The 14,899-nt window shown below is 71.1% G+C and carries 16 protein-coding genes; 8 read left to right on the top strand and 8 right to left on the bottom strand.

All coding sequences use genetic code 11. From position 1 onward, the window contains the following. Positions 1-56 precede the first annotated feature (56 nt). Positions 57-1,091: a LacI family DNA-binding transcriptional regulator gene (locus OKX07_RS16850; RefSeq protein ID WP_265629142.1), complete on the bottom strand. Its 1,035-nt coding sequence runs from the start codon at positions 1,089-1,091 to the stop codon at positions 57-59. A gap of 375 nt (positions 1,092-1,466) precedes the next feature. On the opposite strand from OKX07_RS16850, the gene OKX07_RS16845 reads away from it, so the two are divergent. The 8 genes from OKX07_RS16845 (at position 1,467) to OKX07_RS16810 (ending at position 10,318) form a co-directional block, all read left to right on the top strand. Beyond that, a complete protein-coding gene (locus tag OKX07_RS16845) occupies positions 1,467-2,510 on the top strand; it encodes an ABC transporter permease (RefSeq protein ID WP_416220795.1) in 1,044 nt (347 codons plus the stop codon). Beyond that, complete coding sequence (locus OKX07_RS16840) at positions 2,504-3,442, top strand: carbohydrate ABC transporter permease (protein ID WP_265629141.1); 939 nt, start codon at positions 2,504-2,506, stop codon at positions 3,440-3,442. The genes OKX07_RS16845 and OKX07_RS16840 overlap by 7 nt, the downstream gene beginning before the upstream one ends. Positions 3,443-3,532: 90 nt before the next feature. Beyond that, complete coding sequence (locus OKX07_RS16835) at positions 3,533-5,191, top strand: extracellular solute-binding protein (RefSeq protein WP_265629140.1); 1,659 nt, start codon at positions 3,533-3,535, stop codon at positions 5,189-5,191. A 101-nt stretch (positions 5,192-5,292) separates the two neighbouring features. Next, on the top strand, positions 5,293-6,837 hold the full coding sequence (locus OKX07_RS16830) for a GH39 family glycosyl hydrolase (protein ID WP_265629139.1): 1,545 nt from the start codon (positions 5,293-5,295) through the stop codon (positions 6,835-6,837). After that, positions 6,837-7,562, top strand: a complete 726-nt coding sequence (locus OKX07_RS16825) for a glycosyl transferase (protein ID WP_265629138.1) — start codon at positions 6,837-6,839, stop codon at positions 7,560-7,562. Before OKX07_RS16830 ends, OKX07_RS16825 begins: the two co-directional genes overlap by 1 nt. A 45-nt stretch (positions 7,563-7,607) precedes the next feature. Further along, the gene (locus OKX07_RS16820; protein ID WP_265629137.1) at positions 7,608-9,641 is read left to right on the top strand and encodes a beta-galactosidase; all 2,034 of its coding nucleotides are present in this window, start codon (positions 7,608-7,610) and stop codon (positions 9,639-9,641) included. A gap of 129 nt (positions 9,642-9,770) precedes the next feature. Further along, positions 9,771-10,013, top strand: a complete 243-nt coding sequence (locus OKX07_RS16815) for a ribbon-helix-helix domain-containing protein (protein ID WP_265629136.1) — start codon at positions 9,771-9,773, stop codon at positions 10,011-10,013. Beyond that, positions 10,013-10,318, top strand: coding sequence for a type II toxin-antitoxin system PemK/MazF family toxin (locus tag OKX07_RS16810; RefSeq protein ID WP_265629135.1), 306 nt, complete (start codon positions 10,013-10,015; stop codon positions 10,316-10,318). The genes OKX07_RS16815 and OKX07_RS16810 overlap by 1 nt, the downstream gene beginning before the upstream one ends. A 238-nt stretch (positions 10,319-10,556) precedes the next feature. On the opposite strand, the gene OKX07_RS16805 is transcribed toward OKX07_RS16810, so the two are convergent. The 7 genes from OKX07_RS16805 to OKX07_RS16775 all read right to left on the bottom strand — a co-directional run bounded on the left by OKX07_RS16805 (position 10,557) and on the right by OKX07_RS16775 (position 14,896). Next, positions 10,557-11,228 (bottom strand): alpha/beta fold hydrolase, encoded by a 672-nt coding sequence (locus OKX07_RS16805; protein WP_265629134.1) that lies wholly within the window; start codon positions 11,226-11,228, stop codon positions 10,557-10,559. Positions 11,229-11,327: 99 nt separating this feature from the next. Continuing rightward, positions 11,328-11,897, bottom strand: coding sequence for a PIN domain-containing protein (locus OKX07_RS16800; protein ID WP_265629133.1), 570 nt, complete (start codon positions 11,895-11,897; stop codon positions 11,328-11,330). An 11-nt stretch (positions 11,898-11,908) separates the two neighbouring features. Further along, positions 11,909-12,451 carry a helix-turn-helix domain-containing protein gene (locus OKX07_RS16795; RefSeq protein WP_265629132.1) on the bottom strand — a complete coding sequence of 181 codons (543 nt, stop codon included), beginning with the start codon at positions 12,449-12,451 and terminating at the stop codon, positions 11,909-11,911. A gap of 86 nt (positions 12,452-12,537) precedes the next feature. Beyond that, positions 12,538-13,155 carry a hypothetical protein gene (locus OKX07_RS16790; RefSeq protein WP_265629131.1) on the bottom strand — a complete coding sequence of 206 codons (618 nt, stop codon included), beginning with the start codon at positions 13,153-13,155 and terminating at the stop codon, positions 12,538-12,540. Next, positions 13,152-13,646, bottom strand: coding sequence for a hypothetical protein (locus OKX07_RS16785; protein ID WP_265629130.1), 495 nt, complete (start codon positions 13,644-13,646; stop codon positions 13,152-13,154). Before OKX07_RS16785 ends, OKX07_RS16790 begins: the two co-directional genes overlap by 4 nt. A gap of 107 nt (positions 13,647-13,753) precedes the next feature. Further along, positions 13,754-14,122: a hypothetical protein gene (locus OKX07_RS16780; RefSeq protein ID WP_265629129.1), complete on the bottom strand. Its 369-nt coding sequence runs from the start codon at positions 14,120-14,122 to the stop codon at positions 13,754-13,756. A 276-nt stretch (positions 14,123-14,398) separates the two neighbouring features. Beyond that, positions 14,399-14,896 carry a hypothetical protein gene (locus OKX07_RS16775; RefSeq protein WP_265629128.1) on the bottom strand — a complete coding sequence of 166 codons (498 nt, stop codon included), beginning with the start codon at positions 14,894-14,896 and terminating at the stop codon, positions 14,399-14,401. Positions 14,897-14,899 lie beyond the last annotated feature (3 nt).

The raw sequence follows: 14,899 nt of genomic DNA, 5'->3' as shown, positions 1-14,899 counted from the left end.
CCCCACCTGACGCGCCCCGAGATCCAGCCCGCCCGGGTGCTCGCGTCCGCCCGGGGTCAGACGGTGCCGGCGGGCGCCGGGGCCGTCGACTCGCGGACCACGAGCTCGGTGGCGAGGTCGATCCGCAGGTTCGAGGGCTGCTGGCCCGCGGCGAGGCTGAGCACCATCTCCGTGGCGGTGCCGGCCATCTCGCGCAGCGGCTGGCGGACGGTCGTGAGGGACGGGCCGAGCCACTGGGCGAGCGGGATGTCGTCGTAGCCGACGACCGACACGTCCTCGGGGATCGACAGGCCGAGCTCGCGCACGGCGCGCATGACGCCGAGGCTCTGGTAGTCCGACCCGGCGAAGATCGCCGTGGGACGGTCGGGCCGCGAGAGGAGGTCCAGCCCGTGCTCGTAGCCGCCGAGGACGTGGAAGTCGCCCCAGCGCACGAGCGCGGGGTCGGGGTGGATGCCGGCCTCGTCCAGCGCGCTGCGGTAGCCGTCGACGCGGGCGCGGGAGCACAGCACGTCCGCCGGGCCGGAGATGACGCCGATGCGGCGGTGTCCCAGCGAGAGCAGGTGACGCGTGGCGATGAGCCCGCCGTTCCAGTTGTTCGAGCCGACCGTGGGGACGCCGGCGGGCGGCTCGCCCCACGTGTCCACGACGACGAACGGGATCGACCGGGACTCGAGCTGGTGGCGCTGCGTCGCGTCGAGGCTGGACAGCACCAGCAGCACCCCGAGCGGGCGACGGGCGAGGATGTCGTCGATCAGCTCCTGCTGCGGGCGGTGCGCACCGCCGAGCTCGGAGAGCACGACGCCGACGCGGTGGGACGCGGCGGCGTCCTCGACGCCCTTGATGACCTCTTGCGCCCACGCGTTGTCGATGTGGTGGAACACGAGGTCGATGAGGTTGGGGTCGCCCGTGCCGCGTCCGCGGCGTCGCCGGTAGCTGTGCTCCTCGAGGATCGCCTCGACGCGACTGCGGGTGGACGCGGCGACGTCGGCGCGGCCGTTGAGGACCTTGGACACGGTGGGGACCGACACGCCGGCCAGCGTGGCGATCTCGGCGATCGTCACGGTACGACGGCCCTCGATGGGGGTAGCCACGGGTTCTCCTCTGACCGGGCCCGTCGCGCGACCGTCCGTGCCGGCCGGCGCACCCGGGACGGGTTCGCAAGTTTCGAGCCGACGGTAGCACCCGCCTGACGCGTGTGTCCGGAAGGGGCGGCCCGGCGGCCCGGACGGGCTGTCGGGTCTCGGTTCGGTCACGCGGGTTGACGCACCGCAAACGTTTGCCTAACGTGGCGGCCATCACCTCGGCGGGGTCACCTGCCGACACGTTTCGGCCACGAGGGCGTGGAGATCGATGCAGGCGCAGCAGCACGACGTGCACACGGTGCCGCCCGGTTCGTCCCCGCGTGGGCGGGCACGGACGATCCCGAGCACCCACGGTGCTCCTGACCTGCGAAGGGTGGTGACGACTTGTCCACGGACGGTGTGACGGCTTCAGGCGGTGCCCAGGCGGCGCTCGCCCACGACCCGGCGGCCGCGGCAGCGGCGCGTGTCGCCGACGGCGGCCCCGAGGGCCCGGCAGGGCGCGCGGCCCGCAAGCGGCGGGGCGGCCACCTGACGTGGCGCCGTGCGCTGCGCCGCGACTGGCAGCTCTACTCGCTGCTGATCCTGCCGCTCATCTTCTTCGCGATCTTCCGCTACCTGCCGATGTTCGGGAACGTCATCGCGTTCCGGCGCTTCCGGCCCGGCGGCTCGATCTTCGGCGAGGAATGGGTCGGGCTGCACTACGTCCGGATGTTCATCAGCGACCCGACGTTCTGGAACGTCTTCCAGAACACCCTGATCCTCGGTGTCCTGAGCCTGGTCATCATCTTCCCGCTGCCGATCGTGCTCGCGCTCATGCTCAACGAGCTGCGCTCGCAGCGGTTCAAGCGGATCATCCAGACGATCTCCTACCTGCCGCACTTCATGTCGATCGTCATCGTCGCGGGCCTGGTGTTCCAGCTCACCGCGATCCGCGGCACCGTGAACCAGGTCATCACGGGCCTCGGCGGCGACGCGATCGGGTTCATGCAGCTGCCGGAGTGGTTCCGGACGATCTACATCTCCTCGGAGATCTGGCAGACCGTCGGCTGGGGCACGATCCTCTACCTGGCGGCGCTGTCGACCATCGACCCGCAGCTCTACGAGGCTGCGCGCATCGACGGCGCGAACCGCCTGCGTCAGACGTGGCACGTCACGCTGCCCGGCATCCGCCCGACGATGGTCGTCCTGCTGATCCTCAACATCGGCACGTTCATGGCCGTCGGGTTCGAGAAGATCCTGCTCCTGTACAACCCCTTGCTGTACCCGACGGCGGACGTCATCGCGACGTACCTGTACCGCGTCGGCATCGGGTCCAGCCAGTTCTCCTACGCGACGGCCATCGGGCTGTTCGAGGCGATCATCGGCCTGACCCTCGTCCTGTCCGCCAACGCGATCTCGCGCCGAGTGGTGGGAGCGTCCCTGTGGTGACCGCCGAGAACGTCACGCACCTCGACGAGCGGCTCTCGCGGCCGACGGTCCACAAGACCCGCACCGTCAAGGACACCCGCGCCTACCGCGCGTTCCGGGCCGTCAACGCGACGCTGCTCGTCCTCATCGCGGCCGTCACGCTGTACCCCTTCGTCAACCTCGTGGCGCAGGCGTTCAGCTCCGAGGCGTACATCAACGCCGGCCAGGTGAACCTGTGGCCCAAGGGGTTCAACGTCACGACGTTCAACCTCGTCATGGGCGACGCCATGTTCTGGCGCAACTACCAGAACACGGTCTACTACACGGTCGTCGCGACGCTCGTCGCGATGGTCCTGACGACGACCTTCGCCTACGCGATCTCCAAGTACCACCTCAAGGGGCGCAAGGTCTTCATCGGCATCGCCGTGTTCACCATGTTCTTCAACGGCGGCCTCATCCCGAACTACGTGCTCGTCAACGAGCTCGGGCTGCGCAACTCGGTGTGGGCGATCGCCCTCCCCAACGCCATCAGCGTGTTCAACCTCCTGGTCATGAAGTCGTTCTTCGAGAACTTCTCGACCGAGCTGGAGGAGGCCGCGGAGATCGACGGCCTGGGCACGTACGGCAAGCTCTGGCGCATCGTGCTGCCGCTGAGCAAGGCCGTGATCGCGACCATGGTGCTCTTCTACTCGGTCTCGTTCTGGAACTCGTGGTTCGCCGCGTTCCTCTACATGGACCACCGCGAGCTGTACCCGGTGACCGTCTACCTGCGGAACCTCATCGCGGGCGCCACCAGCGTCGACGGGGCCGCCGGCTCCGCCGAGGCGACGCAGATCGCGGCCAACGTCAAGGCGGTGACGATGCTGCTCACCGTCCTGCCGATCGTGTGCCTCTACCCCTTCCTGCAGAGGTACTTCGTGTCGGGCGTGATGCTCGGCTCGGTCAAGCAGTAGGGCCCTGGCGCCCCCAGCCCCCGCAGTCCGCCCGGACTGCGGTGCTCTTCCCCGGTTGCAGGACGACGACGTTCGACCCGAAGGAGAATGATGAGGACGACGAAGAAGCGGCCCCTGGCGGTCGCCGCGACCGCCGCGACCCTCGCGCTGGCCCTGGCGGCCTGCTCGGGAGGCGCCGACGAGGACGCGGCCGAGACCCCGGAGGCCAGCGAGCTGGGCCAGGTCGGCGCGATGGAGGACTTCGCGGTCGGCACGACGTTCGTGGCCACCGAGCCCGTCGAGTTCGGGCTCATGTACCGCGACCACCCGAACTACCCGATCAAGGACGACTGGGACATCCTCACCAAGCTCGAGGAGAACCAGAAGGTCACCTTCGACATCCAGACGGCCCCGCTGTCCGACTGGCAGCAGGCGCAGTCGATCGCGATCGGCGCGGGCAACGCCAAGGACATCATCTCGGTCACGTACCCGGGCCAGGAGTCGCCGTTCGTCGCCGGCGGGGCGATCCTGCCGGTCAGCGACTACGTCGAGCACATGCCCAACTTCCTCGACAAGGTCGAGAAGTGGGGCCTCGAGGCCGACCTCGACCGCCTGCGCCAGGAGGACGGCAAGTACTACCTCCTGCCGGGCCTGCGCGAGTCCGTGCGGCCGTCGTACTCCTACGCCGTGCGCAAGGACGTCTGGGAGCAGCTCGGGCTGAGCCTCGAGCCGGAGTCGTTCGACGACTTCGCCGCCGACCTGGCGAAGGTCAAGGCCGCCTACCCCGACACGTTCCCGCTGTCCGACCGCTGGTCGGCCAACGGCCCGCTCGAGGCCACGCTCAACGTCGCCGCGTCGAACTTCGGCACCGCCGCCGGGTGGGGCTTCGGCGAGGGCACGTACTGGGACGAGGACGCCGAGGAGTTCGTCTACACGGGCGCCATGGACGAGTACCGCGACCTGCTCGAGTACTACAACGGTCTCGTCGTCGACGGGCTCATGGACCCCGAGAGCCTCACGCAGGAGGACGACCAGGCGATCCAGAAGATGGCCTCCGGTCAGACGTTCGCGCAGCTGACCAACGACCAGGAGATCCTCAAGGTCCGCACCGCGATGACCGAGGTCGGCACGGCGGGTGAGGTCGTGATGATCCGCGTGCCCGCGGGTCCGGCAGGCGACATCCTGGCCGGCACGCGCCTGGTCAGCGGCGCGATGCTCGCGGCGTCGGCCGCCGAGGAGGACGACTTCCTCGCGATGCTGCAGTTCCTCGACTGGCTGTTCTACTCGGACGAGGGCCTGGAGTTCGCCAAGTGGGGCGTCGAGGGCGAGACGTTCACGCGGGACGGCGACACGCGCGTCCTCGCGGCGGACATCGACCAGAACGGTCTGAACCCCGGCGCGCCGAAGGCGCTCAACGTCGACTTCGGCTACCACAACGGTGTCTGGATGCTCGAGCACGGCTCGTCCGACGAGCTGGACCGCTCGATGCTCCGTCCCGAGGTCGTGGACTTCGTCGAGTCGATGAGCGACAAGGAGCTCGCCACGGTCGCGCCCCCGGCGCCGCTGGACGAGCTCGAGCGTGAGCAGGTCTCGCTGTGGCAGACGGCCCTGAAGGACCACGTCTACCAGAACACGGCCGCCTTCATCCTGGGTCAGCGCCCGCTCTCCGAGTGGGACGCGTACGTGGCCGAGCTCGAGGGCAAGAGCATGGCGCAGTACCTCGACGTCGTGAACGGCGCGCAGCAGCGCTACGCCGACGCCAACGGCTGACAGGATCAGGCCCGGCCCCCTCGTCCCCGCGGACGAGGAGGCCGGGCCTTCCCGTTCCCCCGGGCACGCCCGGGCACGTCCCCCGTCTGTCAGGAGTCGAAGTGCGCACCGTCGTCCCCACCCAGCCCACCGGTCCGCTCCCCGACGCCTGGCGCGCGTGCGTCGGCACGGGCCGGATGAACCTGGCGCTGCGCGCCGACTACCGCGACTCCCTCGCCCAGGTGCAGCGCGACATCGGGTTCCGCCACATCCGCGGGCACGGCCTGCTGTCCGACGACATGGGGGTGCTGCGCACCGACGAGGTCGACGGTCGCACGCACACGCGCTACGCCTTCACGTACGTCGACCAGGTGCACGACTTCTTCCTGTCCGTGGGCATCCGGCCGTTCCTCGAGCTGGGGTTCATGCCGACGCAGCTCGCGTCCGGCGACCAGACGGTGTTCTGGTGGAAGGGCAACGTCACGCCGCCGCGGGACCACGCCGAGTGGGTCGCGCTCGTGCAGGCGCTGCTGCGCCACCAGATCGACCGGTACGGCATCGACGAGGTGCGTCGCTGGCCCATCGAGGTGTGGAACGAGCCGAACCTCGCGGGCTTCTGGAAGGACGCCGACCAGCCGGCGTACTTCCGGCTGTTCGAGGAGACGGCGCGCGCGATCAAGGACGTCGACGCGGAGCTGCAGGTCGGCGGTCCGGCGATCTGCGGGGGCTCCGACGACGAGTGGTGGGCGCCGTTCACGGAGTTCGTCACCAGCCGCGACGTGCCGATCGACTTCATCAGCCGGCACGCGTACTCCGCCGGGCCCGTGCAGCAGATCCCGTTCGCCTCCTACCAGACGCAGATGCCGCCGCAGGACCTGCTCGAGCAGTTCGACGCGCCGCGCCGGTACCTGCAGGGCACGCGCCTGGCGGGCCTGCCCGTGCACATCACGGAGTTCAACACCTCCTACCGCCCGGACAACCCCATCCACGACACCGCGTACAACGCCGCGTTCCTGGCGCCGGTGCTCGCGGGGGGCGGCGACGTCGTCGACTCGTTCTCCTACTGGACGTTCTGCGACGTCTTCGAGGAGGCGAACGTGCCGACGTCGTTCTTCCACGGCGGGTTCGGCATGCTCACCCACCGGCAGGTCGCCAAGCCGACCTACCACCTGTACGCCTTCATGGCCCGCATGGGCCGCGACGTCCTGGCCCGCGGCGACGACCACCTGGTGTGCGCCGACCCCGACGGGCGCATCACCGTGCTCGCCTGGCAGCCGGTCGGCGGGACCGACGGCGCCGACGCGGCCGAGCACCGCGTCGAGCTGTCGCTGCCCGTGCGCGGCGACGCGGCGTTCGTCCTGCGCGAGCGCGTCAACGAGCACGACGGCAACGCGTTCGCCGCGTGGCGCGAGATGGGGAGGCCTGTCTCGCCGACGTCGCGCGAGCTGGACCTGCTGCGCGCGTGCGCCCGACCCGCCGTGCAGCACGACGTGCTGCGGGCCGCCGCCGGCCGCGTCGAGCTGGACCTGGTGCTCGGGCGGCACGAGGTGACGTTCGTCGAGCTCACGCCCGTGACGCCGACGCACCACGAAGGCCTCGACGACCGGCGCCTCCTGGGCGTCCAGGACGACCGGCTCGTCGCGCCCCACGAGCGCGGGCGGGCGTGATGGGCAACGGACGCCCCGACGATCTGGACGAGCTCGGGTCCGGCCCGCTGTCGCGTGGCGCCGCGGTCGTGCTGTGGTTCTTCGTGGTGTGCGGCCTGACGGTGCTCACCGGCGGGCTGCCGCTGGTCCTCGTCCCGTTCCTCAGCGACGACGCCGGCAACCTGTGGATCGTGGCGCTGCTGGCCCTGCCGATGGGTCCGGCGCTCGCGGCCGCGATGTTCGCGTGGCGGCGGTACTCCGCCGAGCCGGACCTGCGACCCGCCACCCACTTCTGGCGCGGGTACCGGCTCAACGCGCTCGACGTCCTGCGCTGGTGGACGCCGCTGGTCCTGGCGCTCGCCGTCATCGGCTTCTCGCTCGCGCACCTGGGCGCCGCCGGTGTCCCGTCCGGGTACGGCATCGTGCTCGTCGTCATCGCCGTGGCCCTGATGCTGTGGGCGGTGATCGCGCTCGCGCTGTCGTCGCGCCTCAGCCTGCGGACGCGCGACGTCGCGCGGCTGTCGGCGTACTACCTGGCCGCCAAGCCGCTGGTCACGCTCGGGGCGCTGTCGTTGCTGGTGCTCGGCGCGGGCATCGTCTTCGTCATCTCGGACTGGGCGCTCGTCATGGCGTCCGGGCTGATCGCGTTCGCGGTCGTCACGACGACGGAACCCGTGGTGCGGGACGCGACCGCACGCTTCACCGCGCCCCCGACCGACGCCGCCGACCGGACCGAGCCGGTCTGACCCACCCGAGCAGCCCGACCCCGTCCGACCCGTGAGGTGCCTGCCATGTCCCTGCCCGCCAGCGACCACCTCCGCTACGGCGGCGACTACAACCCGGAGCAGTGGCCCGCCGAGGTGTGGGACCAGGACCACGCCGCCTTCGACCTCGCCCACGTCACGACGCTGACCGTCGGCGTCTTCGCGTGGGCGCACACCGAGCCCGCGGAGGGTGCGTACGACTTCACGCGGCTCGACGCGATCGTCGAGCGCGCGCACGCGCAGGGACGCGACGTCGTCCTGGCGACCCCGAGCGGTGCGATGCCGCCGTGGCTCGCGCGCGCCTACCCCGACGCGTGCCGCGTGGACCTCGAGGGCCGGCGGCACGTGTACGGGCAGCGGCACAACCACTGCCCGTCGTCGCCGGACTTCCGGCGGTTGTCGGTCGCGATGGCGTCGCGCCTGGCCGAGCGCTACGGCGACCACCCGGCGGTCGTGGCGTGGCACGTCGGCAACGAGTACGGCGGCGCCTGCTACTGCCCGCTGTGCGCCGCAGGGTTCCGGGAGTGGCTGCGGGCGCGGTACGGCTCGCTCGACCGGCTCAACGAGGCCTGGAACACGCTGTTCTGGTCCCACGTCGTCGGGGACTGGGAGGAGGTCGTGCCGCCGTCGCTGCTGTCCGAGCACTGGCGCGGCCCCAACCACACGGCGTTCCAGGGCATCACGCTCGACTACCGCCGCTACATGTCGGACCGCCTGCGCGAGGGGTACGTCGAGGAGAAGGCCGCGATCCGCGCGCACGTGCCCGGCACACCCGTGACCACCAACCTCATGGGCTTCTTCCAGCCGCTCGACTACCACCGCTGGGCCGACGACCTCGACTTCGTCTCGTGGGACAACTACCCGCCCCTGCCCGACGACCCGCTGCGCACCGCCGCCCGCATGGCGGCGACGCACGCCGCGATGCGCGGGCTGAAGGACGGGCAGCCGTTCTGGGTCATGGAGCAGACGCCGTCGACCACCGCGTCGCGGGACGTCAACCCCGTGAAGCGTCCCGGCGTGCTGGGGCTGTGGACGTGGCAGTCGGTCGCGCACGGCGCCGACGCGACCCTGTACTTCCAGATGCGGCAGTCCAAGGGCGCGTGCGAGAAGTACCACGGCGCGCTGATCGACCACTCGGGGCGCACGGACACGCGCGTGTTCCGGGAGGCGTCGGCGCTGGGTGCCGGGCTCGCGTCGACGGGGGCTGCGCTGCTCGGTGCGCGGACGCCGGCGCGCGTCGCGCTGCTCCTCGACTGGGACTCGTGGTGGGCGGTCGAGATGACCGACGGCTACAACCGGCACGTCTCGTACCTGCAGACGCTGCTGGCGCACCACCGGGCGATCTGGGCGGCGAACGCCGAGGTCGACGTGGTCCCGGTGACCGCGGACCTGGGCCCGTACGACGTCGTCGTCGCGCCGCTCCTGCACCTGCTGAAGGGTGACGTCGTCGCGCGGCTGACCGCGCACGTCGAGCGCGGCGGGTCGCTGGTGACGACGTTCTACGGCGGGCGCGTCGACGAGGACGACAACGCGTTCTGCGGGGTCCCGCCGCTCGACCCGCTGGTCGGCGTACGCGTCGAGGAGACGGACTCCGGGGTGCCCGGGGCGTCGAACCCCGTGACGCTCGTGCTCGACGGCGAAGCGACGACGCACGACGCCACGCTCGTCTTCGAGCTGCTCGTGCCCGACGAGGGCACCGAGGTCGTCGGCACGTACGGCGCGGACTTCTACGCCGGGAGGGCCGCGGTGACGCGGGCGCGGCGGGGTGACGGCGCCGCGTGGCACGTCGCGACGGGTCTCGACGACGCGGGCGTCGCGCGGGTCCTGCGGCACGTGCTCGCGGGGCACGGTCTGGTCGGGCCGCACGCGGACGACGCAGGCGTCGAGGTGACGCGGCGGGTCGCGCCCGACGGGACGACCTACACGTTCGTGCTGCACCACGGGTCGGCTCCGGTGACGGTGACCGCGCAGGTCGCGGGGGAGGACCTGCTGACGGGGAGGGTGGTCGAGGTGGGCGACACGCTGACGCTCGCCCCGACGGAGGTGCTGGTCCTGCGATAGCCGGACGACGTCGAGAGTGTGAAGCGTTGCTGCCGCTGTCCGGCAACAACGCTTCACACTTCTCCGCCGCTCGCCCGTCCGATCGCACAATGGGATGCAGATCGAATCCCGTGGGGATACCGTGACGGGATGACGATCCAGATCACCGTGCGGCTCGACGACGACCTCGTCGAGGCCGTCGACGCGCTCGTCGCCTCCGGGAGGGCGCGCAGCCGCGCGTCGGTCGTCGAGGTCGCCCTCGAGCGACACCTGCGCCGGGAGCTGGCCGCGCGCGACGTCGAGATCCTGCGCGGGGACGTGGCGTCCGGCGGTGACCTCGACGGGCTCGCCGCGTGGGCCCAGCAGCTGCCCGCGTCGGCGCAGCTCGACTGATGCGCCCGATCCACGTCGCGCAGCTCGACAAGGCGCGGCCCGTCCTCGTCCTCACGCGGGAGCTGGTGCGCCCGCACCTGTCGAACGTCACCGTCGCCCCGATCACGAGCACGATCCGCGGGCTGTCGACCGAGGTGCCGCTGGGGCCGGTCAACGGTCTCGACCACGACTGCGTCGCGAGCTGCGACAACCTGCAGACCGTGCCGGTGTCCGCGCTGGGACGGCTGGTGGGGTACCTGCTGCCGGACCAGGAGGCGCGCCTCGCGCTGGCGATCGCGCTGGCGTTCGACCTGGAGCCGGGGTAGGGGGCGGACCTGGTGCCACGGGTGCCACTGTCCCGCGAGCTCGGCCCCCTCACGATTGCAGTGAGCAGGGTCCGGATGAACCTGCTTCTCGAACCCGTCTGGGCATCCCCGGCCGAGAAGGATGCCCGAGACCAGCGGAGCGCAGAGCGGATTGAAGACCGGCCGCCCACCGAAGCGCACCGCAGCGCCCACCGAGCCCGACTGGTAGCGGCGCGGACCCGCTCCTGCACGCCGCCGCTCAGCGGCCCCAGTGCTGCCTGAGTACCTGGGATGCCCGTGGGTCGTCTTGGACGCGGTGGCCGGTGCCCTCGAGGGTCACGTGCTGTGCGCCGAGCGCGACAAGGGCCTCGGCGGTCTCCTCGTAGAGGCGACTCCAACCGCCGGTGACGACCAACGTCCCGGCCGGCAAGTCCCGCTGCGGCCGGAGTCCGGCGCCCCACGGCGGACGAAGTGCCCGGAGGCGGCTGACCCGCGCCCGCAGCTCGTCGTCCGGCACGTCAGGGGGCTCCATCCCCATCCCCGCCGAGAACCGCCGCGAGAAGTCACGCGCCGACACGGACGCGTCGTCGGCGACCTCGAACACGGGCGTCATCGCCGCGATGTGCTCTTCGACGGCCGGTCTTCCGCGAGCAAGGTCGAAGCACGCGGGCTCCAGGAGTGCCAGCGACCGAACCGCGGCGGGCTCGATCTGGGCGGCCAGCACCGCCGCGTTCGCGCCGTACGAATGGGCGACGACGTGCCCTCCGCCGCGAGCACGGAGCCATCCCAGAAGGCGTTGAGCGTCCCGAGCGGCATCGTCGGCGACACCTTCGCGGGTCAGGAACAGCCAGCCGGGCTCCGCGGCCGCCGCCTGCTGCGGCCAGGCGTCGGCTCCCTCTCGCCCCGATCCGTGAACGAACACCACATCCATAGCCAGCATGGTGCCGCAATCCCGGCGCATCGCAACGAACCGCGACGCATGGACCTGGTGGCGCTGGCTCCATCTCACCGAGATCGTGAGGGGGGTCGCTCAGACGTCCCGGAGCATCTCCACGGCGTCGAGCCACCGGTAGCGGCTCACGAGCTGGCCGAAGATGCTCTCGACACTCATCGCCGGATGTCGAAAGCGTTCCGACACAGCCGTGATCGCCCGGAACGCCCGTGCCGGGTCGACCGATACGGTGTCGGACGCGAACTCCGCGGCCGTGAGGACGTGGATGTGTGCGGGGACGGCTGGCACCCTGAGGTCGCGGAGGTTGTCCGTGACGATCGCTCCGGCGCCTCCCACCACGGCCGCAGCGACGACGTGCTCGTCGTCCGGGTCCGCCAGGCCGAAGGTGCCGTCCAGTCCCTGCCACCCGGTGACGCACGCGTCGTCGAAGACGGCGCGCATCTGGCTCACAAGACCCCGTGCGCGGAGTGACGCCGCCGCGTCGGCCTCGCCCCGGTCTCGCAGCTTTGCTGCCTCGTGATACTCCAGCTCCTCCAGGATGGCGTCGGACCACAGGGGCCGGTACAGGCCCTCGACCGCGAAGGAGAGGATGACGTCGCGCTGCAGGCTGGGCCAGAGCACGCACGTGTCGAGCAGAGCTGCGAACACGGGCCGAGCCGTCAGCCGGTGGGAGGTTTCGCAGCGGCACGACGACGCGCGGCGACTGCGTGGCGCGCTACCCGGAGCCGCTCTTGCGCGAGCTCGATGTCGTCCTCCTCGTCCAGCTCGATGGCCGTGGTGGCGAGCATCTCGTACTGGTCGCTGCGTCGCTGCTCCCGGTAAGCGAGCAGGTCCCCGAGGCGGATTCGACGGCGGTTGCCGAACCGCTCGCTCGGGAGTGAACCCGCGTCAGCGAGGCGAACGACGGTCGGTCGAGAGACACCGAGGAGATCAGCTGCCTGCTGGGTCGTCAGCTGCTGGGACTCCGGGGCGACAGTGACTCCCTTGCCAGAGGCGAGCGACTCTGCCACGAGAAGCAAGGCCTCGTAGATCGGTCGGGGAAGTTCGACCTGCTCGCCCTCGGCGCTCCCGACCAGCAGGTAACGAGGCTCGACGTCGGTCCCACGTCGGGCGTGTGCCGCCAAAAAGCTGCGAACCTCGGCGATCTCGTCGCTGTCGGCGTCGCTCGGCAGATAGGTGTGAGGTGCGAGCGCGGCACTCATGGCTGCTCCAGGTCGGTCCGGTGAGAGAGGACCTACGGTGTTCGTATCGTTCGAATATAGCGGACTAGTGCATCGTACGCTCAGCCTCACGCTCCAGCCCGACTCGGGCCTTCGGGGGGCCGCTGCGCGGAGCCGGCGATCGTGTCGAACAGCTCGAGCATGGCGTCGCGCAGCGGGACCAGCGGTGTCGAGAACGACAGCAGGAGCAGGCCGTCACGGTCGTCCGGGTCGGACCAGTAGTCGCAGACGAGGAGGTCGGTGCCCGCGTCGGTCGATGCGGTGCGGAGCGTCACGGCGCGCAGCACCGGGCCCAGCGGCCCGTCGCCGGCGTCCACGGCGCCCGCGGGACCGAGCCGCTGAGCGAGCGTCGTCGCGAGAGCGTCGAGGTCCTCGTCGGCGGCGAGGGACCCCGGTGTCCGGTACGCGGTCAGCACCGCCGGGAGCGGGAGCGGACCCACGGCGGTGAGCATGTAGGCGCTGAACCGCCCGCCCGACTGTGCGGCTCGTCGCGACGAGTCCTCCACCTCGCGCCGCAGCCGGCGGCGGACCGTCGCGAGGTCGTCGCGGCGGGGGACCTGCCGGTCGACGAGCGCGGTGACGTCGGAGTGCCGGGTCGCGTCGGTGGTCAGGTCGACGACGTGCCAGTCCGCGGGCAGGACGACGCCGACGGTGCCGGTCGTGGCGGTCCGCGGGCTTGCCGTCACGCGGCGGGACCCGTCGTGATCTCGAGCGAGTCGGTGATGCTGCGGCCGAGGACGGTGAGCTCGACCAGCTGGTCGAGGTGGACCGTGTTGAAAGCGAGCTGGACGGACTCGGGGGTGCCGTCGGCGGGGAAGACGAAGAACGAGGAGTACGCCTGGATGGTGCGTTCGCCGCGGAGGCGCCCGACGATCGTCTCGACGACCCCACGACCTGCCGGGCACTCGAAGATCTCGGCCGAATGTTCGGTGATCTTCACGCGCCAGCCGCCGTAGTCGCGTCGCCAGTTGCGGGCGACGAATCCCTCGGGGTTCGACTCGCCAGGATCGTCGAAGCCCTGCAGCATCTCCATCAGCACGCCCCGGACCTCGCCCGTCCCGCGGTCCGGGACCCACACCGCGGCGGTTCCGACGGCGCCACCCTTGCGGACGGCAGTGTCGTTGACGGCGGCGACGCTGCGGCGCAGCAGCGCGCGCGACTCGTCCGACTCTGCCAACCTGTGCGCGATCTCGTCCGCGACTCGATGTCCGCCTGTACCGGGATTCCATCCCGCCCAGTGCTCGTCGTCGGGATACGCATGGGTCCAGCCCTGGATCTGCGTCCTCATGAGGGCTCCTTCTGTCGGACGCTGTCGACGACGATCCCGACATCGACGATCTGCAGCACGCCCTTGCCGGCGGCCCACCCCCGGACGGCTGCGCCGGCCTGACCGAGACTCGCCCCTCGGTCTCCGAGGAAGCGCAGGTCCCGCGCGGCGTCCAGATCGCCGAGCAGTGCACTGAGGCGCTCCGCGCCGGCAGGGGTCTGACGCAGAGTGTGCATACCTTCCCCGACGACGTTCGTCAGGACGTCGATGGGCCGGGAGACGTGCGCGCCCGCCGCGCGAGCTGCGTAGACGCCGGGGTCCTTGATGGCCCGGACGACGCCGGAGAGGTCCGAGGCGAGCTCGCTCGCGATGTTTCGGGGTCTCATGACCGACCACAGCTCCGACGCCGACCACGTCGGCCCCCGCAGCGTCTGCAGGACCGGCCGGCCTGTGGAAGCCAGCGCCGTCGAGCGCGCGGCCGCGGCCGCGCGGCCACCGGCGCTCGCCGCCTGCCCCGAGACCGGCAACATCCGCACGCCCTGCTGTGCCGAGCGCGGTGACGTCGGAGTGCCGGGTCGCGTCGGTGGTCAGGTCGACGACGTGCCAGTCCGCGGGCAGGACGACGCCGACGGTGCCGGTCGTGGCGGTCCGCGGGCTCGCCGTCACGCGGCGGGTCCCGTCGTGATCTCGAGCGAGTCGGTGATGCTGCGGCCGAGGACGGTGAGCTCGACCAGCTGGTCGAGGTGGACGGTGTTGAAAGCGAGCTGGACGGACTCGGGGGTGCCGTCGTGGGGGAAGACGAAGAACGAGGAGTACGCCTGGACGGTCCGCTCGCCGCGCAGGCGCCCGACGATCGTCTCGACGACCCCACGACCTGCCGGGCACTCGAAGATCTCGGCAGAGCGCTCGGTGATCTTCACGCGCCAGCCGCCGTAGTCGCGGCGCCAGTTGCGGGCGACGAACGCCTCGGGGTTCGCCTCGCGGGGGTGCGCGTACGAGCCGACCGAGACCTCCACGACGCCTCTGACCTCGCCCGTGCCAGGGTCCGGTATCCAGAGTGCGGACTGGCCGACGGTGTTGCTGCCCTTGCCCAGGGCAGCTCGATTGACGGCGACGACGCTGCGGTGCAGGAGGGCGACGGCCTCCGGCGTGGTGCCCACTCG

Source organism: Cellulomonas sp. S1-8, assembly GCF_026184235.1.
Classification (GTDB): Bacteria; Actinomycetota; Actinomycetes; order Actinomycetales; family Cellulomonadaceae; genus Cellulomonas.
The sequence above is the reverse complement of the archived record's forward strand: the minus strand, read 5'-3'. Positions and strand labels throughout refer to the sequence as shown.